The 20462-nt window shown below is 44.9% G+C and carries 19 protein-coding genes and 1 pseudogene; 8 read left to right on the top strand and 12 right to left on the bottom strand.

Translation table 11 applies throughout. The features are described 5' to 3' along the window. Positions 1-43 precede the first annotated feature (43 nt). From tlpC to nin, 3 genes are all read left to right on the top strand, one after another. The gene (gene tlpC, locus ACZ07B_RS18640; RefSeq protein ID WP_217020468.1) at positions 44-1765 is read left to right on the top strand and encodes a methyl-accepting chemotaxis protein TlpC; all 1722 of its coding nucleotides are present in this window, start codon (positions 44-46) and stop codon (positions 1763-1765) included. 167 nt (positions 1766-1932) lie between these two features. Continuing rightward, entirely contained in the window at positions 1933-2382 is a 450-nt protein-coding gene (gene nucA, locus ACZ07B_RS18635) for a DNA-entry nuclease (RefSeq protein WP_017696127.1), read from the top strand. A gap of 26 nt (positions 2383-2408) precedes the next feature. Continuing rightward, entirely contained in the window at positions 2409-2807 is a 399-nt protein-coding gene (gene nin / locus ACZ07B_RS18630; RefSeq protein ID WP_015252845.1) for a DNA-entry nuclease inhibitor, read from the top strand. A 36-nt stretch (positions 2808-2843) separates the two neighbouring features. On the opposite strand, the gene bglC is transcribed toward nin, so the two are convergent. From bglC to ACZ07B_RS18595, 7 genes are all read right to left on the bottom strand, one after another. Beyond that, positions 2844-4277, bottom strand: a complete 1434-nt coding sequence (gene bglC / locus ACZ07B_RS18625; protein WP_464877533.1) for a 6-phospho-beta-glucosidase — start codon at positions 4275-4277, stop codon at positions 2844-2846. Between the two features lie 71 nt (positions 4278-4348). Beyond that, complete coding sequence (locus tag ACZ07B_RS18620; RefSeq protein ID WP_021481826.1) at positions 4349-5077, bottom strand: AAA family ATPase; 729 nt, start codon at positions 5075-5077, stop codon at positions 4349-4351. Between the two features lie 18 nt (positions 5078-5095). Next, positions 5096-5437 carry a DUF3147 family protein gene (locus ACZ07B_RS18615; RefSeq protein WP_032724911.1) on the bottom strand — a complete coding sequence of 114 codons (342 nt, stop codon included), beginning with the start codon at positions 5435-5437 and terminating at the stop codon, positions 5096-5098. Further along, complete coding sequence (locus ACZ07B_RS18610; RefSeq protein ID WP_174616579.1) at positions 5425-5847, bottom strand: MarR family winged helix-turn-helix transcriptional regulator; 423 nt, start codon at positions 5845-5847, stop codon at positions 5425-5427. Before ACZ07B_RS18610 ends, ACZ07B_RS18615 begins: the two co-directional genes overlap by 13 nt. Before the next feature lie 127 nt (positions 5848-5974). Next, positions 5975-6307 (bottom strand): YckD family protein, encoded by a 333-nt coding sequence (locus tag ACZ07B_RS18605; protein ID WP_464877532.1) that lies wholly within the window; start codon positions 6305-6307, stop codon positions 5975-5977. 81 nt (positions 6308-6388) lie between these two features. Continuing rightward, positions 6389-6844, bottom strand: coding sequence for an RDD family protein (locus ACZ07B_RS18600; RefSeq protein ID WP_464877531.1), 456 nt, complete (start codon positions 6842-6844; stop codon positions 6389-6391). A gap of 18 nt (positions 6845-6862) precedes the next feature. After that, positions 6863-7060 (bottom strand): hypothetical protein, encoded by a 198-nt coding sequence (locus tag ACZ07B_RS18595; protein WP_128737493.1) that lies wholly within the window; start codon positions 7058-7060, stop codon positions 6863-6865. Positions 7061-7220: 160 nt separating this feature from the next. Between ACZ07B_RS18595 and ACZ07B_RS18590 the strand changes: the two genes are divergently transcribed. Together ACZ07B_RS18590 and ACZ07B_RS18585 are read left to right on the top strand one after the other, a co-directional pair. Beyond that, complete coding sequence (locus ACZ07B_RS18590; protein WP_163131170.1) at positions 7221-8084, top strand: transporter substrate-binding domain-containing protein; 864 nt, start codon at positions 7221-7223, stop codon at positions 8082-8084. A 9-nt stretch (positions 8085-8093) separates the two neighbouring features. Then, positions 8094-8774, top strand: coding sequence for an amino acid ABC transporter permease (locus tag ACZ07B_RS18585; protein ID WP_024572176.1), 681 nt, complete (start codon positions 8094-8096; stop codon positions 8772-8774). A gap of 48 nt (positions 8775-8822) precedes the next feature. Here ACZ07B_RS18585 and zinU read toward each other — a convergent pair whose 3' ends face one another. The 5 genes and pseudogenes from zinU to ACZ07B_RS18560 form a co-directional block, all read right to left on the bottom strand. Beyond that, a complete protein-coding gene (gene zinU / locus ACZ07B_RS18580; protein WP_024572175.1) occupies positions 8823-10016 on the bottom strand; it encodes a zinc metallochaperone ZinU in 1194 nt (397 codons plus the stop codon). Positions 10017-10043: 27 nt separating this feature from the next. Continuing rightward, positions 10044-10223 (bottom strand): annotated as a pseudogene (locus ACZ07B_RS18575) (hypothetical protein). Positions 10224-10461: 238 nt separating this feature from the next. Further along, positions 10462-11046: a L,D-transpeptidase gene (locus tag ACZ07B_RS18570; RefSeq protein WP_464877530.1), complete on the bottom strand. Its 585-nt coding sequence runs from the start codon at positions 11044-11046 to the stop codon at positions 10462-10464. Next, on the bottom strand, positions 11043-11957 hold the full coding sequence (folE2, locus tag ACZ07B_RS18565; protein WP_464877529.1) for a GTP cyclohydrolase FolE2: 915 nt from the start codon (positions 11955-11957) through the stop codon (positions 11043-11045). The genes ACZ07B_RS18570 and folE2 overlap by 4 nt, the downstream gene beginning before the upstream one ends. 116 nt (positions 11958-12073) lie before the next feature. After that, positions 12074-13279 (bottom strand): MFS transporter, encoded by a 1206-nt coding sequence (locus ACZ07B_RS18560; protein WP_015252853.1) that lies wholly within the window; start codon positions 13277-13279, stop codon positions 12074-12076. A 179-nt stretch (positions 13280-13458) separates the two neighbouring features. Between ACZ07B_RS18560 and nasB the strand changes: the two genes are divergently transcribed. From nasB to nasD, 3 genes are all read left to right on the top strand, one after another. Continuing rightward, positions 13459-15774: an assimilatory nitrate reductase electron transfer subunit NasB gene (gene nasB, locus ACZ07B_RS18555; protein ID WP_464877528.1), complete on the top strand. Its 2316-nt coding sequence runs from the start codon at positions 13459-13461 to the stop codon at positions 15772-15774. A gap of 6 nt (positions 15775-15780) precedes the next feature. Then, a complete protein-coding gene (gene nasC, locus ACZ07B_RS18550; RefSeq protein ID WP_464877527.1) occupies positions 15781-17913 on the top strand; it encodes an assimilatory nitrate reductase catalytic subunit NasC in 2133 nt (710 codons plus the stop codon). Between the two features lie 120 nt (positions 17914-18033). Next, positions 18034-20451 carry an NADPH-nitrite reductase gene (gene nasD / locus ACZ07B_RS18545; protein ID WP_029946275.1) on the top strand — a complete coding sequence of 806 codons (2418 nt, stop codon included), beginning with the start codon at positions 18034-18036 and terminating at the stop codon, positions 20449-20451. The last annotated feature ends 11 nt before the right edge of the window (positions 20452-20462 follow it).

Raw genomic sequence — 20462 nt, 5'->3', positions numbered from 1 at the left:
ACCCGATAAGTAATATGACCTACAAATCATAAAGGGAGGAATTATGTTGATAAAACGACTTGAGATGAAGCTAGGAACTAAAATTCTTTGCCTGGTTTTCGTGGTGATTCTTTTGTTTTCCGCATCAGTTGGCACTGTGATGCTTAAGGAAATTACAGAAAGCATGAAACAAATGGCAACTGAAAAAGCGAAAGGTGATCTCGCTTTAAGCAGCGCTTATATTGATGATGTCATGACAGGCGACTGGCAGGTGAAAAACAATAAGCTCTATAAAGGGCAAACACAAATCAATGGAAATGAAGATATCGTTGATCTGCTTGGCGAAAAAACAGGTGATACCATTACCATTTTCCAAGGCGATACTCGTGTTGCAACCAATGTCATGAAGAATGGCGAAAGAGCTGTCGGCACCCAGGCTTCTTCTGAAGTTATTGCCGCTGTTTTAAAGAAAGGAAAGCGTTTTTACGGACAAGCAGATGTAGCAGGTTCTTCTTATCAGACTGCATACATGCCGTTAAAAGATCAAAATGGGAACATCATCGGCATGCTGTATACCGGAGCTAATCAAAGTATTTTAGCATCACTTACACAATCACTTTTCACTCAATTCGCTACCGTTCTTGTTATCGTCATTATGGTATCAGTCATCCTTGTCTTGGTTTTCACCAGAAAAATCAACAAGCGGCTGAACGCTTTAAAAAGTGCCTTTGAAAGTGCCGGAAACGGAGATATGACAATAGAGGTGTCAGACAAAACCGGTGACGAGCTATCAGAACTAAGCGTCTATTATAATAAGATGAGAATGAAGCTGAACGATACCATACAAACCGTACAACAATCAGCCCTTCAGCTTGCGTCAGCCTCTCAGCAGCTCTCAGCCGGAGCAGAGGAAACAAATCAAGCTTCAGAAAAGATCACAGAAGCTGTACAGCAGATTGCAAATGGAGCCCAAGATCAGATCACCCGAATTGAAAACAGTGAAAGCTCATTAAAACAAGCTTCAGCAGACATCCGGGATATTTCTGCAAATACTGCCGCTATCGCTGACAAAGGGCAGCTCGCGCAATCAAAAGCAGACATTGGGCAAAAGGAAATTGCAAATGTACAGGCGCAAATGGATGCGATTCACCAGTCAATTCAGAAAAGCGGAGAAATCATACACCAGTTAGACGGCCGCTCTAAACAAATTGAGCAAATTTTATCGGTCATCACCCAAATTGCCGATCAGACAAACCTGCTTGCGCTGAATGCAGCAATTGAAGCTGCCAGAGCCGGTGAACAAGGAAAAGGCTTTGCTGTTGTTGCTGATGAAGTACGTAAATTAGCGGAAGAGTCTCAACAGTCTGCGGGACAGATTTCAAAACTGATCATAGAAATACAAAAGGATATGAACCGGTCTGCAAGATCTGTTGAGCATGTGAAAACAGAAGCTGCAGAAGGAGTCACCATGATCCAGCGCACCAGAGATGCATTTAAGGAAATTGCAGCTGCAACAGGTGAAATCAGCGCCGAGATTAGTGATTTATCAGCATCTGTAACAAACATTTCAGCCAGTGCACATCATATAAATGATTCCTTTGCAGCCAATACGGCCGACATTAAAGAATCTACTAAAAATACCCGGCAAGCGGCTGCATTAACAGAAGAGCAATTTGCTGCAATGGAGGAGATTACCGCAGCTTCTGAAACACTTTCTCAATTAGCTGAGGAGCTTACCGGTATCATAAGCCAATTTAAAATGATTAATCAAGCCGAAAACGGCTGATGACTTACTATCATTATTGTAAATTGGCAATCGTATTTTGCTGAAAACAAATATTTCGATCTGCTAAAATTACGATTTCTGCAATAAACTGAGCGTAAAACATAAAATTTAAACCTTTACACCAAATGCTTTCTGGATTACTCTTGTGTCAGTTTTAAAAGCGGGAGGTGAACATCACGACGGACATCATAAAAACGATACTTCTCGTCATCGTCATCATAGCAGCTGCAGCTGCCGGCCTGATAAAAGGAGACTTTTTCTCAGCTGATCAAAAAACGTCTCAAACGAAAGAATATGATGAAACAATCGCCTTCCCATCTGACCGATATCCCGAAACGGCCAAGCATATTAAGGATGCGATAAATGAGGGGCACTCAGAGGTGTGCACTATCGACAGAGACGGAGCTGAGGAACGCCGCGAGCAATCATTAAAGGACGTACCTTCCAAAAAGGGGTATGACAGAGATGAATGGCCAATGGCCATGTGCAAAGAAGGCGGTGAGGGAGCTTCTGTAGAATACATTTCTCCCGCTGACAACCGCGGAGCAGGCTCTTGGGTCGGGCATCAGCTTACCGATTACCCAGACGGCACAAAGGTTTTATTCACAATTCAGTAAACAGTACATAGAGGAGGAACAGCACATTGATCAAATCATGGAAGCCGCAAGAACTTTCGATTTCATATCATCAATTTACTGTATTTCAAAAGGATTCTACACCTCCTGTAATGGATTGGACTGACGAAGCGATTGAAAAAGGATACGCTGCGGCAGACGGAGCCATTTCCTTTGAGGCACAGCGAAATACAAAGGCCTTTATTCTTTTGCGCCTGAACAGTTCAGAAACAGTAAACTCCTACGAAACAAAAGTGACTGTTCCTTTTCATGTCACAGAAAACGGAATTCATATTGAAAGCATCATGTCTAAAAGACTGTCCTTTGATCTGCCTAAAGGAGACTATCAATTGACATGCTGGACTGTGCCGGCTGAAATGTCAGATTTGCACGCCGACACTTATATTATTGATGCTGTTTCTGTGTAATGAAAAACCCCTGAGAGAATAACTCTCAGGGACTCTTTATAAACTTTCTCCGTTTGTCTTGATGACATCTTGATACCAATAAAAGCTTTTTTTCTTCAAGCGTTTTAAATCGTATGTGCTTACTTCATCACGATTGACATATACAAATCCGTATCTTTTTTGGTAGCCGTTCAGCCAGCTTAACAGATCAGTAAACGACCAGCTGCAATAGCCGATTAAATCGACACCGTCACTGATGGCTTGTCTGCATTGCTCAAGATGCGAACGCAAATAATCAATTCGATAATCATCCTGTACAGTGCCGTCCTCAACTTTATCAAATTCACCCAAACCGTTCTCTGTTATAAACACTGGAAGCTGATAGCGGCTTGTAATTCGGCGAAGACCGATACGCAGCCCAATTGGGTCAATTGTCCAATCCCAGTTGCTCGTTGTCAGATGCGGATTTTTTTTCGTTTTGAACACTCCGGGTATCCCCGTCTCCTGATTGGTTCCCTTTTGGCCTGTCGTATTCATTTTCCCTTCAGACACACCATCAAGCGGATTTCGTTCATAGGTGATCGTCTGATAATAATTGACACCTACAAAATCAGGCTTCCCTTTGGCAAGCAGCTCCATATCTCCTGCTTCGATTGTCGGCGCCCATCCCTGTTTTTCCAAGTAGCGGAATGGAATTTGCGGGTAGGTTCCCCAGCAATACATGTCAAGCCACCAATTGTTCATAAATTCTTCGGCGTTTTCATATGCCAGTATATCCTCTGGATGGCTTGATAAAGGGTAAGCCGGAGAATAAGCAAAGCTAGGACCTATTTTGCCTTTAGGCACATATTCTCTAAATGATTCGATGGCTTTTGCATTAGCCAGAAACGCAATATGGTTTGCTTCGTAAAATCGTTTTCTGTCTTTCACTCCAGGCGGATGCATGGCTGTAATAAATCCGTGATTAAAATTGTAGTTCTGTTCATTTAACGTAACCCAATATTTCACCCTGTCTCCAAAACGTTTATAAAGAGTAATACAGTAGTGATTAAAATCCTCTATGATGTTTCTGGATTCAAACCCGCCGTATTCGTCCATAAGCGCTTGAGGCAAATCCCAGTGATATAAAGTCAGAACCGGCTCGATGTGATGAGAAAGCAATTCATCAATCAGACTATCGTAAAACGCTAGACCTGCTTCATTGATCTCTCCTTTTCCTTTTGGAAAAACCCGTGGCCAGCTGACGGAAAATCGATATGCTTTTAACCCCATCTCAGCCATCAGAGCGACATCTTCTTTAAATCGGTGATAATGGTCAACCGCAATGTCGCCATTGGTTCCTTTAAACGTTTTGCCCGGTATTTTCGTAAACACATCCCAAACAGAGGGGCCTTTGCCATCTTCATTCCAAGCGCCTTCAATCTGGTACGCTGCAGAAGCAGAGCCCCACAAAAAATGTTTCGGAAAAGATTCTGGATGCTGGTGGATCATAGTGTTTATCACTCCTGAATTATTGATAAACCTATCATAGGCTATGAAACGCGTTTCATATCAACTCGATGTTAGTCGCGGAACAGCTCAGCTAATATTTTTTCTCTTTGTCCAAGAAAATATCGTGTTAATTGAACATGCTCTGTATTCTCATATTCAATATGATGTATTCTTCCACCATCAAAGCTTAAAATATTAGCATTGGGATAGCCCAGTAGGATTGGGGAGTGAGTCGCAATGATCATCTGTACATTTCCGCCCTTCACCAAATCATGTATAACTCTCAAAAAAGCTAATTGTCTAGCTGGAGAAAGTGCTGCTTCTGGCTCATCTAAAAGGTAAATCGCTTTCTCTTTAAAACGATGACGGAATAGAGACATAAAGGACTCTCCATGTGATTGATTGTGTAGCGGCCTCCCTCCATAGGAACGGTATGGCTGAGGAGCATCTAGTTCCATCTCATCCAGATGAAGAGAAAGATGATAAAACGATTCAGCCCTTAAGAAGAAGCCATTTGTTACCTTTGGAAGCCAAGATAAACGTATGTAATCTCCTAAATGGGAATCTGACTCCCGTAATTCATAGACATTATTTCGGCTTCCGCCCGCTGTATTGAATTCACACTTATCTGCTATCGCTTCAAGCAAAGTAGATTTTCCAGATCCATTTTCCCCCACAAAAAAAGTCACTTGGCTAGTAAATAAGATGTCATTTAATTGACTTATAGCTGGGATAGTAAAAGGAAATCTGTCAAAGTCCAAAATCTTATCTCGAAGAAGAGTAACCTTTTTTAAAAACATAGCATCTCCTTTCTATACTCAGTTAAATAATATATTGAGAAAGATCTTCTGCATCCATAAAAACATAGCCCATCCTAGTATTCCAACACATAATGCAAACCAAAACGGCACATGAATTTTCAGCAAAAAAGCCAAAATAGCTAGTAAACAAACTGTAGCTGGGATTCCTGTAAGCACACCAGATGCAAATTGACTTAATTGAGCTGTTTTTTCACCTTGTATTTGCATCCAAAAAAGGCTTAATAAGCTGACCAAGGGCAAAGCAGCAATGATGCCGCCATAGGTCGGATGTCTTTTTGATATTTCAGTAACAAAACCGATAATCAACGCAGAGATGATTACTTTACTTAAAACTGCCATTGTTTAGCTTCCCTACTTAAAAGTTCAAATGCCTGTTCAAGTAATTCCTTTTCTGATGTGCTCATTCGTTCAATTATTTCTTTTAATTTTTCTTTATCTAGCTGTGTATGCTGTTCAAGAACAGATCTTCCTTCTTGTGTTAAGAAAACTAAAACTTTTCGTTCATCCTGTTGGCTTCGCCGTTTAGCTATAAATCCCTTTTGAATCAAACGTTTAGTATGCTCTGACGCTGTATTGTGAGAGACAGACAAGTATTCAGCCAAAGCTCCTATTGTTGCCTCACCTTGCTTTTCAATATGCTGCATAATCCGTATTGCCTGGTGAGAAATATTATCTTTATGTTGATAATGTAATAAATAATAAATATCTGTCCACTGCTGATTAAGTTTAGAGATTAAATCCATTTCCATCATTATACACCCCATTTATATCTTATTATAAGATATAATCAACAAAAGCGATATATTTTTCCGGAAAATTCATTCAGTAACTTTTAACAATAAAAAAGCACCCAATTCCAATTGGATGCTTACCATTTTAATGTCTTTTTTCAAATTTATGCGGATGAGGATGGTGCTTTGGAACAAAGCCGTTTTGTTTCATCATTTCAAAGTGTTTGTCCAAGTGATTTTTGATGTGTTCTCCTCTTTCTTTAGGCAGGATACCGTATTGTACATACTTTGAGATCACGTCTTTGCGCTTTTTAAGAATCTCTGCTTCCAGTTGTTCAATCTCTTTCTTTTGCTGATCTGTCAGTGTAACATTTGCGGGAGGCTGCTGCTGTTTTTCAGCGGCCTCAGCTGTATCGGTCAGAGAAATGACAGCCGCTGCAATGAACATTGTGATGATGTTGATGGTTATTCGTTTCATCCAGTTTATTCCTCCAATCCTATTTTTCATATGTTTTGCTGCCTTGTATTTTTTATGCATAAAAATAAAAAGAGCGAACCATTATTCGCTCTTTCTAATCTCTTCGTCAGCATTAAGTTCTTCTTCACCTGGTGCCGCATAAGTGACATATGTTCCCGCGATTAAATCATGCAGGGTCCGTTTGTCTTCTCGTACGGCAATCAGAATCAGGCTGGCGATCAAGCCGAGTCCGAAGGTTATACAGTAAACCAGGCCGGCTACAATAACCCGTAAAAACATTGTTAACAGACTGACCTGTGATCCGTCTTTTTTTACGATTCTGATTCCGCAGATCCTTTTTCCGATAAGATAACCGCGCCAAAACACCGGCAGCAAAATAGAATACAGCAGAACAACCAAACTGATGAACATGCTGTCGTTTGGGTCTTTTCCTGTAATCAGCCAATAGATCAGCAAAAGCGGCACGGAGACTATAATATAGTCTAACAATGCAGCTCCAAGTCTGATCCAAAATCCGGCTGGTTTGTAAATATTCATTTGACTCCCCATTATGGTTTAAATGTTTCCATTTTCTTTCTCATCGGATATATCATATGCCTTAGGGGCATCAGCAAGACTTAAATTTATTCTGAAGATCGATTTCATGCTTCTTGACCATTTCTTACGGTATTGGCATAGAGGAATAACGGATCTACTGCATCCTTCACGTCCACATGTGTTTCCTTGGTACGTCGGGCATTCATCCTTGGACAACTCCTTTGTTCATCACCAATTCCCTTCATAGCCGCTATTAAACACCCACTATGCCTTTTGTATACACAATTCGAACTTTTTGAAAACGCGATCAACATATTGCAACCCCTTATGTTCAATGCTATCTTTTTAGTTGATTAACAGATTGGGGGAACTATAGGTGAAATCATTCATGCATTCCAAAGCCGTTATATTCAGTTTCACAATGGCTTTCTTTCTTATATTGGCAGCCTGTTCCGGCAAAAATGAAGCCGATTCCAAGGATACAGGCTGGGAGCAAATCAAGGACAAAGGGAAAATCGTAGTCGCTACATCAGGTACGCTTTATCCCACTTCTTATCATGATACCGACTCTGGCTCCGATAAGCTGACGGGCTACGAGGTTGAAGTCGTTCGTGAAGCGGCAAAACGCCTGGGACTGAAGGTTGAGTTCAAGGAGATGGGCATTGACGGGATGCTGACAGCGGTGAACAGCGGACAGGTTGACGCAGCCGCGAATGACATCGATGTGACGAAGGACCGCGAGAAGAAGTTCGCATTTTCTACTCCATATAAATATTCATACGGTACGGCAATTGTCCGAAAAGACGATTTATCAGGGATTAAAACGCTTAAGGATTTAAAAGGGAAGAAAGCGGCTGGCGCGGCTACGACCGTCTACATGGATGTCGCGAGAAAATACGGCGCCAAAGAAGTGATTTATGATAATGCGACGAATGAGCAATATTTAAAAGATGTTGCCAACGGACGCACTGACGTCATTTTAAACGACTATTACCTGCAGACACTTGCGCTCGCGGCATTCCCGGATCTCAACATTACAATTCATCCTGACATCAAGTACATGCCGAACAAACAGGCCCTTGTCATGAAAAAAAGCAATGCGGCACTTCAGAAAAAGATGAACGAAGCATTGAAAGAGATGAGCAAGGATGGCTCTTTGACTAAACTGTCGAAACAATTCTTCAATAAAGCAGATGTATCAAAAAAAATTGATGCCGACGTTCAGGACGTTGATTTGTAATCGGACGCCATGATCAATAGCATTCAATGGGAATATATTTTCAACACGAAGCTGGCTATTGAATCGTTCCCTTATGTCATAAAAGGCATTGGGTATACACTGCTCATCTCTTTTGTAAGCATGTTTGCGGGAACTGTGATCGGCCTGTTCATATCACTCGCCAGAATGTCTAAGCTTGCTTTGTTAAGATGGCCGGCGAAGCTCTATATCTCATTTATGCGGGGCGTTCCGATTTTAGTGATTTTGTTTATCCTTTATTTCGGGTTTCCTTATATCGGCATTCAATTTTCCGCGGTCACGGCTGCTTTAATCGGCTTTAGCCTTAACAGCGCCGCCTACATTGCGGAAATTAACCGTTCAGCCATTTCATCCGTCGAAAAAGGACAGTGGGAAGCCGCATCCTCGCTGGGTCTTTCCTATTGGCAGACGATGAGGGGCATCATTTTGCCGCAATCGATACGTATTGCGCTGCCTCCGCTTGCCAATGTATTGCTCGACTTAATCAAGGCGTCATCTCTCGCTGCGATGATTACAGTGCCGGAATTGCTCCAGCATGCGAAAATCATCGGGGGCAGAGAGTTTGATTATATGACCATGTATATTCTGACCGCTCTCATTTATTGGGCCATCTGCTCCATTGCCGCGGTCTTTCAGAATATCCTTGAGAAAAAATACGCTCATTATGTTTAAACAAACGTTTCATTAAAAAAAGCCGTTCCCCATGGGACGGCTTTTTTTCTATTGATTCAGCTTCCATTTAAACGGGTCCTCAAACAGCGACCAGTCGGAATCAAATTCATACTCAGTCAACAGGCATTGATCAAGCTCTTTCGTGATCGTTTCTTCATCCAGGTCAGTTCCGATAAAAACTAGCTGCGTTAGGCGGTCGCCGAACTCCGGGTCCCACTCCTCCAGGATTTCCGGCTCCTGCTGTTTGACTTGCTCCTGCTCAAGCTTCGGCAGCGCCGCCACCCAATAAGATACAGGCTCAATCGTAACCGACGGACCTGCTTGCGACATCAGCAAAGCGAGGTTGTTATGAGATGCGCACCAGACGATTCCTTTGGCACGAACCACGTTCTTTGGCATTTGATCTATCCATTGATAAAACCGTGTAGAATGAAACGGCAAACGTCTCTTATATACAAATGAAGAGATACCGTATTCTTCTGTTTCCGGGGTGTGTTCCGCATGGCCTGCCGTCAGCTCTTGAATCCAGCCGGCCGATCCGCTCGCTTCCTCAAAGTTAAATAACCCTGTATGCAAAATCTCCTGCGGTTTTACATTTCCTTTGACGGAACGAATGAACTTGGCTCTTGGCTGCAGTTTACGAAGAACTTTTTCAAGCTGTTCGAGCTCTTGCTCGCTGACCAAATCACATTTATTTAAGATCAGTACATCGCAAAACTCAATTTGATCGATCAAGAGGTCGGCGATTTCTCTTTCATCCTCTTCCCCCAATGCTTCTTTGCGGTCCAGAAGGCTTTCGCCTGACTGATAATCATGCCAAAAACGGTTGGCATCAACCACTGTCACCATCGTATCCAGCTGACAGAATTTTGTAAGATCGATTCCCATCTCTTCATCGATATAAGAGAAAGTCTGGGCCACCGGGATCGGTTCGCTGATTCCTGTTGATTCGATGACGATATAATCAAACCGTCCGTCTTTTGCCAGCTTCTCAACTTCAATTAATAAGTCTTCGCGAAGCGTGCAGCAAATGCAGCCGTTTGACATTTCCACAAGCTTTTCATCTGTTCTGGAAAGGCCCCCTTCCTGCTTAACCAAGCCCGCGTCAATGTTCACCTCGCTCATATCGTTTACGATAACCGCTATTTTCAAGCCTTCGCGATTTTGCAGAATGCTGTTCAGCAATGTTGTTTTTCCCGCACCTAGATAACCGCTCAGTACGGTAACCGGAATTTTTTTCATAATAATGCCTCCATTAAAATAGAATGATTACGATTTAAATTGTATACTTTGCCATATGTACAATGGTGTAGAGCAGCTTTTCGCGCTCATTTCTCGCTGCCGCCCGATTTATAAATCAGTAAAGGCTCCAACCGCGTTTAATCCTTTTCCCCATCGCAAATCCCTGCCCTTGCCGACATTCGGAAAACCGCAGCTTGCATAAAGCAATTGCTCCACTTGCGTTGCTGAACCGATGGAAAGCGCAAATATCTCATCAGAAAGTAGCTTGGGTTTCGTTTCCAGTTTTCAAGAGACGCTTCATGGGGATCAATGACAGCAAGATCCTTAATCGATGCCTTTCCGCTTTTCACAGATGCACAGACAATGATAAGCCATTTATCATAAAACGTAATTGTTACGATTTAAATTGTATGGTCTTTTTTCCTTTTTGTCAACGGTTTTCAATTCAGCTGATCACCACTTTTGTATGTTCAGGGATATTTTCATATATCCATTTCGCATCTGGAATGGTCAGCCTGATACAACCGTGAGATGCTTTTGTTCCTAGTTTTTCTGCTTCCGTTTTGATGACTTTTTGATCCTTAGTCATTGGCACACTATGAAATAGAAATTCACCGTGATTTTTCCATGATACCCAGTATTCTGCGCCTTCCTGGTATCCTTCGGAAAAAAACCATTCTCCCCGTTCAGGCTCTACATAAAAGGTGCCCTTTGGAGTAGCATCATCTTTTGTTTGATCAAGACCAGAAGAGATCATCATTGTATAGATGGTGTTGCTTCCTTCCTTGATGTAAGCCTTCTGCTCCTTCACATTCACATCAATCCAGACATGCTTCTGTTTAATATCCGGGTATTCTCCGCCCGAAGGCTTTGTCCAATCAATGCTTGTTTTTGCTGTTTTTCGAACGTCCGTTATGTTTTTGACCGTTTTCTTTGTATTGATACTTGCGTGTTCTTCTGCATGATCGGAGCAGGCTGACAGCAGGCTGGCTGGCATAAGAACTGCAACAATGAATAATGAGAGTTTCATATTTTATCCACTTCCTTCGAAAAACACAGCTTCGCATAGGCATCGTGGAGATGGATCGATTCTTCATTGCAGCATTCAATCTCAAAGGCAGACACCCATTCAAGCTCAAACAAATCTGCAGCAATCAGCCGGGCGAGATCCTCAACAAACCTCGGATTTTCATAGGCCGTTTCTGTCACGGCTTTTTCATCAGGCCGCTTCAATACCGGATGCAGTCTCGCAGAAGCATTTGATTCTGCGGCGTGAAGCAAATCAGCTTTAACATCACTTGGCAGCGATGCGGCCGGATGAATATCCGCCCAAATGCTGACCGTTCCCCTCTGATTATGGGCACTGTATTCGCTGATTTCCTTGGAGCAAGGGCACAGAGTCGTTACTTTTGCTGAGATGCCGGCACGCTGTTTAAACGGCTGATCTTTGCGATAGGTGACAGACATGAATATATCAGCATGCATCAAACCCGCTTTCTCAAGCTTCGGGCTTTTCCGTTCGAAAAACCACGGAAACCTCACTTCAACTGAGGCAGATGATGTGTCCATGTTTTCCGCAAGCTCTTTCGTAAATTGCTGAAGAGAGGAAAATGAGAGAATCCAGCCGTTTTGATGATAGACATGCAGCAGCTCTGTTAACCGGCTCATGTTAATCCCCTTCTGATTTCTCGGCAAATTACAAGTCATTGTAAAGTTCGCAGCTGTTGTTTGCTCGGCAGGCATCATGGCAGAAGTGATTGTGACTGGATGGGACACATTAGCGACACCTACATGCTGAATGTCAAAAAAATAATCCTTCCTGATATTTTGCAGGTCCGTCATTTTCTCTTTTTCCACTGGTTTCTCGCCTTTGATCGGACTGACCGATCCAAAGTATTGAAGACGCTCCGTTTTTTTCGGGAGCAGCGTATGTTGATTCATTCAGAAAACTCCTCTCGCTAACAAATCGTAATAATTACTATTTATTTTGATCGGTTCACTGTTGAAAATCAAGAGAAAATAAAAAAGACACGCACAAACGCGTGTCCGTCAAAATCCTAAACATCCGCCGGACTGCTTTCCGCGCTCCAGCTTTTCCGCCAGTAATAGCCTGCGGCAAGCACAAGTGCAAACGCCAGCAGCGCGATACAGGAAAACGTGATAAAACCGATAGCATATGTGCCTGTCATCTGTTTGAGAGATCCTAAGATGTTCGGCAGGAAAAACCCTCCGATTCCTCCGGCCGCACCGACGATTCCCGTCACCATGCCAATTTCTTTGCGAAAACGCTGCGGCACGAGCTGGAATACTGCGCCGTTTCCCATTCCGAGCCCCATCATTCCGACAAACAATAGAACAATAACCATTGAGAGAGATGGCAGGCTGCTGACTCCGGCCATACACAGTGCCACGATGACAAATAATACAGAAAGAACTTTCGTGCCGCCGACACGATCCGAAATCAAGCCCCCGACAGGCCGGAAAAAGCTCCCCGCCGCCACACATAATGTAACGAAGTCCCCTGCGTGAATTTTTGACAGCTGGTATTGATCAACAAAGAAAATAGATAAAAAGCTTGAGAGCCCGACAAATCCGCCAAATGTGACGCTGTACAGCAGGCAGAAAAACCATGTTTCCTTTTGCCCGAACACATGCAGATAGCTTTTGAGCGGCTGCGGAGCCGGCTGTGCAGGAGAATCCTTTGCCATGGATACAAAAAGAATAAAGACGATCAATAATGGAATTAGCGCAATTCCCATGACAATGTGCCAGCCGAACTGCTCTGCCAGACGAGGGCCAAACAGGGTTGCAAACAACGTGCCGCTGTTCCCCGCTCCGGCAATCCCCATCGCAAGTCCCTGCAAATGAGGCGGATACCAGCGGCTGGCCATAGGCAGCGCTACAGCAAAGCTTGCCCCCGCCACGCCAAGCAGAATCCCGATGGCATACAGCTCAGTCAGGGAACGGCCGCCGAATGTCCCCCAAAGCAGCGGAATCATCGTCACCAGCATCCCGATCACTGCCGTTTTTTTCGGTCCGATTCTGTCCGTTAAAATACCAAGAATGATACGAAACACTGATCCAGATAAAATCGGCACAGCTACGACAAGCCCTTTCTCAAAAGGAGACAGGCCAAAATCCTGAGAAATATAAACACCCAGCGCCCCAAGCATAACCCATATCATAAAACTGACATCAAAGTATAAAAAGGAACAGAGCAAAGTGAGTGGATGACCGCTAGTTTTCAGTTCCGACAGCTTCATAAGATTCCCCTTTCTAGACCCTCATTATTTTACATTTTCTGAATCAAGGATATAGGACCCTTATTTTCTGGAAAAGACATGTGTAAGTTTTTGTGACACGTTTAATGCGTTAACAGTGCATTGTGACATAATTTTTAATAGGAGAAAACTTACGAGCTTCGCCAAAGGAGGTCTGATACATGAAGAAACAACGATTGGTGTTAGCGGGAAACGGCATGGCCGGAATCCGCTGTATTGAAGAAGTATTAAAGCTGAATCGCCACATGTTTGAGATTGTCATTTTCGGAAGCGAGCCGCATCCCAATTACAATCGCATTCTCTTATCCTCTGTATTGCAGGGTGAAGCGTCACTCGATGATATTACACTGAACAGCAAGGATTGGTACGACAAGCACGGGATCACGCTTTACACAGGCGAAACGGTTATTCAGATTGATACAGACCAGCAGCAGGTCATCACAGATCGGAAACGCATCCTGTCTTATGACAAATTCATTGTGGCAACAGGCTCCTCCCCTCATATTCTCCCTATCCCCGGGGCAGACAAAAAAGGTGTCTATGGATTTCGGACAATAGAAGACTGCCAAGCGCTGATGAACATGGCCCAGCACTTTCAAAAGGCTGCGGTAATCGGAGCCGGCTTATTAGGACTGGAAGCTGCAGTCGGTTTACAGCATCTCGGTATGGATGTCAGCGTCATTCACCACTCCGCCGGCATTATGCAAAAACAGCTCGATCAAACAGCGGCGCGGCTGCTGCAAACAGAGCTGGAACAAAAAGGCCTAACCTTTCTTTTGGAGAAAGACACCGTCTCCATTTCCGGCGCCACGAAGGCAGACCGAATCCATTTTAAAGATGGCTCTTCATTAAAAGCAGACTTGATTGTGATGGCGGCCGGCGTCAGACCGAATATTGAATTGGCTGTATCCGCTGGAATCAAAGTGAACCGCGGGATCATCGTGAATGACTTCATGCAGACAAGCGAACCGAATATCTACGCCGTTGGTGAATGCGCCGAACATAACGGAACGGTGTACGGATTGGTGGCACCGCTTTATGAGCAGGGAAGAGCTCTCGCCAGTCATATTTGCGGCGTTCCATGTGAGGAATACCAAGGCTCAGCACCATCTGCGGCGTTAAAAATAGCTGGAATCGATGTGTGGTCAGCAGGAAAGATCCAAGAGGATGAACGCACGACGAGCATCAAAATCTACGACGAACAAGCAGGCGTTTATAAAAAAGCACTTTTTGTAGATGACAAACTGGCCGGCGTTATTTTATTCGGAGACACCCGTGACAAGCAGCGGCTTCTCGACAGCCTGCTTAAACAACGAGACATCTCCATTGTCAAAAAGCAGATCATCGAACCGGAGACAAGCGGCCCTTTATTTGAATCCATGCCTTCCAGTGAAACGATTTGCCAATGCAACACAGTGACGAAAGGCGCGATTGAAGACGCGGTGCACACGAATAGCTTAACAACTGTTGAGGAAGTCAAGCACTGCACCAAAGCCACTGGGTCCTGCGGAGGATGCAAACCGCTCGTTGAAGACCTTTTGAGGTACATGACCAACAGCGAATATACGAAGCCCGCCGGCACACCTTCGTTTTGCAGCTGTACTGATTTTACAGAAGACGACATCATCGCTGAGCTTCAGCGCAGGCCATTCAATAATCCGGCAGAAGTGATGAACCAGCTTGACTGGAAAACAAAAAAAGGATGCAGTACTTGTGTTCCTGCGATTCAATACTATCTGGAAATGCTGTACCCTGGGTTTGTCCAGCCTGAGCCAGCCACTGAAGAGACATGCATCCTGATTCCGCAAATGTACGGCGGGCGGACAAACGCGGAGCAGCTAAGAACCATCGCCAACATCATTGAGGCATACAGCATTTCCGACGTATCCATCACTCACGGCCAAAGGCTGAAGCTTTCCGGGATCAAGCCTGCGGATCTCCCGAACATAAAAAAAGACCTGAAGATGCCCGTTTACACCAATGAACACCGACACGCGCTGCAAAGCATCAAAGCATGTACATGCGGGCAAAATCGATCGATTCAGCAGCTGGCAGCCCAAATCGAAAGACAACTTGAGACGCTTCCCTTACCCGCTCCCATTTCTATCAGCTTATCATGTGAAACAGACTGCACCGATGCCGCCCTGCAAGATGTCGGCGCAATTCGGACACAAGCTGGCTGGGACATTCACATCGGCGGCGTCCGGGGAACTCATGCCCGTTCAGGAGCTCTGTTTTGCGTGACTGAGAACGAAGACAGCACTGCCAGCATGATCAAAGGACTGATCCAGTATTATCGGGAAACGGCTCATTACTTAGAAGTTGTTCATCAGTGGATAGACCGTCTCGGGATCGTTCATATCAGAGAAGTGCTATTCGAAGAAGACCTAAGGGCACAGCTGCTGGAAAGCCTCCAAACAGATCTGTCACTGATTCAAAACCCGACTGTAGAGACGGGCGCATATAAGAAAGGATGAGGCATTTTGACTGAACGACTGCTTAGATATTTCCGTGATAAACAGCAAGACGTCCAATCAGAAAAAACATATGACACCCAATGCCCGTTTTGCAGCATGCAGTGCAAAATGCAGCTCGTGGAACAAACCATCGTCACGCGCAAAAAGTACACTGCGATCGGGATTGATAATCCTACGACACAGGGTCGGCTATGCATGAAGGGCATGAATGCTCACCAGCATGCCTTGAACTCCTCTCGCATCACCCGCCCTCTGCTGAAGAAAAACGGCGAGTTTATCCCTGTTTCCTGGGAAGAAGCATTGAATTACATTAAAGACCAAGTGACAATGATCCAAGCAGAACACGGCCATGACGCCATGGCGGTATACGGAAGCGCCTCGATTACAAATGAAGAGGCGTATTTGTTAGGGAAATTCGCACGGGTGGGCTTACAGACAAAATACATCGACTATAACGGGAGGCTTTGTATGTCCGCCGCAGCAACCGCAGCCAACCAAACATTCGGAGCCGATAGAGGCTTAACGAATCCTTTATCAGACATTCCCCACACCCGTGTGATCATTCTGGCCGGCACCAATATCGCGGAATGCCAGCCTACGATTATGCCGTATTTTGAAAAAGCGAAAGAAAACGGAGCTTACATCATTGCCATTGATCCGCGTGAAACAGCAACAACAAAAATCGCCGATCTTCATCTGAAAATCAAACCCGGCACAGACGCCGCCCTTTCCAACGGCCTCGTCAAAATCATCATTGACGAACAGCTTATAAACGAGGATTTCATTCAATCACGAACAAATGGATTCGAAGAGCTGAAGCAGCATACTGACTCGTTGGACCTGAATGACATCGCCGAACAGACGAGTGTCCCGCTGGCGGATATAAGAAAAGCTGCTGTAAAGTTTGCCAAGGAAACGTCCGGCATGCTGTTTACAGCCCGAGGGATTGAACAGCAAACCGATGGAACAGCGGCTGTGAAAGGCTTCTTAAACATGGTGCTGATCACAGGAAAAATCGGCAAGCCTTACTCAGGTTACGGGGCGATCACCGGACAAGGCAACGGGCAAGGTGCAAGAGAGCATGGCCAAAAAGCCGATCAGCTTCCGGGCTATCGATCTATTGAAAACGAACAACACCGGGCACATGTTGCGAAAGTGTGGGGAATCCATCAGGATGATCTGCCGCGAAAAGGTGTCTCAGCCTATGAAATGATGGAAAAAATCAATGACGGCGACATCAAAGGATTGTTCCTCATGTGCTCCAATCCTGCTGTCTCCAGTCCAAATGCGAATCTCGTGAAAAAGGCTTTACGTAAACTGACATTCTTTGTTGCAATCGATTTGTTTATTTCTGAGACTGCGAAATACGCAGATGTGATTTTACCCGCCTCCTCTTACTTAGAAGATGAAGGCACCATGACAAATGTAGAAGGACGCGTGACATTAAGAGAAGCAAGCCGGCCATGTCTCGGCGAAGCAAAGCATGATTGGCAGATCATTTGTGATCTCGCATCCGCTCTCGGCAAGGGTCGCTACTTCTCTTATACGTCAGCGGAGGATATTTTTAATGAATTGAGAGAAGCGAGCCGAGGCGGGATTGCCGATTATTCAGGCATCTCATACGACAGGCTCAGACGTGAAGGCGGCATTCATTGGCCGTGTCCGGAATCTGATCATCCCGGAACTGGGCGCTTGTTTACAGAATCATTTGCTCATCCGGATCAAAAAGCGGCATTAAGTGTGATTCCAAACGAACCATCTGTTCCAAAAGAGAAGCCAACAGCCGATTATCCGCTTTATTTAACGACAGGCAGAGTCATGTCTCACTACTTAACAGGCGTCCAAACAAGAAAAAGCGCCGCCCTTGCCGCGAGACATTTTGAATCGTTTATGGAGATCCATCCGCAAACAGCAGCGACCTACAATATCGAGGACCGTGTACTGGTAAAAATAGAATCGCCGCGGGGAAGCATCACCGTCCGCAGCAAATTATCAGAACAAATCAGAAAAGATACTGTTTTTGTTCCCATTCATTGGGCAGACGCTCAAAATGTGAATGATTTAATCGGAGAAGCCTTAGATCCAGCCTGTAAAATGCCCGGTTTTAAGGTATGCGCCGTCCGAATCAGACCTATTTAAATTTTTCATAAAATTTTTAGAACTTTTCGTATATTTTGTTACATTTTATAACATGTATCTTAAATATTCCTTTTTGCTGTGCTACGCTGGAAAAAACATTGATAAGGAGCGGATCATCTGATGGGAAAAAAACAGCTAGTTCTTGTTGGTAATGGAATGGCCGGGGTAAGGGCCATTGAAGAGATACTGAGTGTTGCTAAAGACGAGTTTCAGATCACAATTTTCGGTGCCGAACCGCATCCCAATTACAACCGAATCCTTTTGTCAAAAGTGCTTCAAGGCGATACAGATATTAAAGATATTACGTTAAACGATTGGGACTGGTACGAAGAAAACAACATTCAATTGTATACAAATGAAACAGTCATCAAAGTGGACACGGAAAACAAAACAGTCATCACAGATGCAGACAGAATCCAGCCTTACGATGAATTGATCTTGGCGACAGGCTCGGTCCCTTTTATCCTTCCGATTCCGGGCGCAGACAAAAAAGGCGTCACAGCTTTCCGGGACATAAAAGATACAGACACAATGCTCGCCGCGTCAAAACAATATAAAAAAGCTGCCGTCATCGGCGGAGGACTTCTTGGTTTGGAAGCAGCTCGCGGACTGCTGAATCTTGGCATGGATGTGTCCGTCATCCACCTCGCCCCATTCCTGATGGAGCGCCAGCTTGATGCAACGGCAGGACGCCTGCTGCAAAACGAGTTAGAAAAACAAGGTATGACCTTTTTACTTGAAAAGCAAACAGAAGAAATTGTCGGTGACGACCGTGTCGAAGGCCTCCGCTTCAAGGATGGCACAAGCATTGAAGCTGATTTAGTCGTCATGGCTGTCGGCATCCGCCCAAATACAACGCTCGGGGCCGAGAGCGGCATTCCGGTTAACCGCGGCATCATTGTCAACGATTATATGCAGACTGAAATCCCGCACATTTACGCGGTCGGCGAATGTGCCGAGCACCGAGGAATCGCCTACGGGCTTGTGGCACCGCTCTATGAACAGGCAAAAGTGCTGGCGAAGCATATTTGCGGCATCGAAACAAAACCGTATGAGGGCTCCGTTCTCTCCACACAGTTAAAGGTATCAGGCGTCGAGGTCTTCTCTGCCGGTGACTTTAACGAATCAGAGGAGAAAAAAGCGATTAAAGTCTTCGATGAGCAGGACGGCATCTATAAAAAAATCGTCCTGAGAGGCAATCAAATTGTCGGTGCTGTTTTATTCGGCGACAGCAGCGAAGGCAATCGCCTGTTTTCTATGATTCAAAAAGAAGCCGATATCTCTGAAACCTCTAAAATATCAATCTTACAGCCTCTCAATCAAGAAGCAGGCACAAGCATAACCGCAGCGATGAGCGACGATGAAATCATCTGCGGCTGCAACGGCGTGTCAAAAGGTGCGATTATTCAAGCCATACAGGAAAAGGGCTGCTCGTCAACGGACGAAATCAAAGCATGCACCGGTGCATCCCGCTCATGCGGAGGCTGTAAGCCGCTCGTAGAAGAAATCCTCCAGCATACGCTCGGATCAGACTTTGATGCGTCAGCGCAAAAAGAAGCCATTTGCGGCTGCACCACATTGTCGAGAGATGAAGTCGTAGAAGAAATCAAAGCCAAAGGGCTGTCACATACAAGAGAAGTCATGAATGTGCTCGGCTGGAAAACGCCAGAAGGCTGTTCTAAATGCCGGCCCGCTCTGAACTACTACTTAGGCATGATCAATCCAACCAAATACGAGGATGACCGGACATCCCGCTTTGTTAATGAACGAATGCACGCCAATATTCAAAAAGACGGAACATACTCAGTCGTTCCTCGGATGTACGGCGGCGTGACCAACTCCACAGATTTGCGCAAGATCGCCGATGTCGTTGACAAATATGAGATCCCGCTCGTGAAAATGACAGGCGGCCAGCGAATTGATCTTATCGGCGTGAAAAAAGAAGACCTTCCGAAGGTATGGGAAGATCTTGATATGCCGTCGGGCTACGCGTACGGAAAAACGCTCCGCACAGTGAAAACATGTGTAGGCGAGCAATTCTGCCGCTTCGGTACACAAGACTCCATGGCACTGGGCATTGCGCTTGAGAAAAAATTCGAAGGGCTGAACACGCCTCACAAAGTCAAAATGGCCGTGTCTGCCTGCCCGCGAAACTGTGCGGAATCCGGCATTAAGGACCTTGGCGTTGTCGGCATCGACGGAGGCTGGGAGCTTTATGTCGGCGGAAACGGCGGAACCCATTTGCGTGCCGGCGATTTGCTGATGAAGGTGAAAACAAATGAAGAAGTCTTAGAATACGCAGGCGCTTACCTGCAATATTACAGGGAAACCGCAAACTATCTGGAGCGTACGTCCGCATGGCTTGAGCGCGTCGGTTTATCCCATGTCCAATCCGTGTTAAACGATCCGGAAAAGCGGCAGGAGCTGAACGGCCGAATGAATGAAACACTCTCTGTCCACAAGGATCCGTGGAAAGACTTTTTAGAGGATAAACAAACCTCTAAAGAATTATTTGAAAATGTCGTGACCACATCATAATGACAAAAACA

The sequence above is a fragment of the Bacillus sp. 9.4 genome (genome assembly GCF_055486415.1).
Note: the sequence above shows the minus strand (reverse complement) of the source record. Positions and strands in the feature narration are given on the sequence as shown.

Excerpts from the sequence above, each read along its gene's own strand:
- tlpC (WP_217020468.1), top strand. The coding sequence starts at position 44 with ATGTTGATAAAACGACTTGAGATGAAGCTAGGAACTAAAATTCTTTGC.
- bglC (WP_464877533.1), bottom strand. The coding sequence starts at position 4,277 with ATGATCCACCAGCATCCAGAATCTTTTCCGAAACATTTTTTGTGGGGC.
- ACZ07B_RS18620 (WP_021481826.1), bottom strand. The coding sequence starts at position 5,077 with ATGTTTTTAAAAAAGGTTACTCTTCTTCGAGATAAGATTTTGGACTTT.
- ACZ07B_RS18615 (WP_032724911.1), bottom strand. The coding sequence starts at position 5,437 with ATGGCAGTTTTAAGTAAAGTAATCATCTCTGCGTTGATTATCGGTTTT.
- ACZ07B_RS18610 (WP_174616579.1), bottom strand. The coding sequence starts at position 5,847 with ATGGAAATGGATTTAATCTCTAAACTTAATCAGCAGTGGACAGATATT.
- ACZ07B_RS18605 (WP_464877532.1), bottom strand. The coding sequence starts at position 6,307 with ATGAAACGAATAACCATCAACATCATCACAATGTTCATTGCAGCGGCT.
- ACZ07B_RS18600 (WP_464877531.1), bottom strand. The coding sequence starts at position 6,844 with ATGAATATTTACAAACCAGCCGGATTTTGGATCAGACTTGGAGCTGCA.
- ACZ07B_RS18585 (WP_024572176.1), top strand. The coding sequence starts at position 8,094 with ATGATCAATAGCATTCAATGGGAATATATTTTCAACACGAAGCTGGCT.
- zinU (WP_024572175.1), bottom strand. The coding sequence starts at position 10,016 with ATGAAAAAAATTCCGGTTACCGTACTGAGCGGTTATCTAGGTGCGGGA.
- ACZ07B_RS18570 (WP_464877530.1), bottom strand. The coding sequence starts at position 11,046 with ATGAAACTCTCATTATTCATTGTTGCAGTTCTTATGCCAGCCAGCCTG.
- folE2 (WP_464877529.1), bottom strand. The coding sequence starts at position 11,957 with ATGAATCAACATACGCTGCTCCCGAAAAAAACGGAGCGTCTTCAATAC.
- ACZ07B_RS18560 (WP_015252853.1), bottom strand. The coding sequence starts at position 13,279 with ATGAAGCTGTCGGAACTGAAAACTAGCGGTCATCCACTCACTTTGCTC.
- nasB (WP_464877528.1), top strand. The coding sequence starts at position 13,459 with ATGAAGAAACAACGATTGGTGTTAGCGGGAAACGGCATGGCCGGAATC.
- nasD (WP_029946275.1), top strand. The coding sequence starts at position 18,034 with ATGGGAAAAAAACAGCTAGTTCTTGTTGGTAATGGAATGGCCGGGGTA.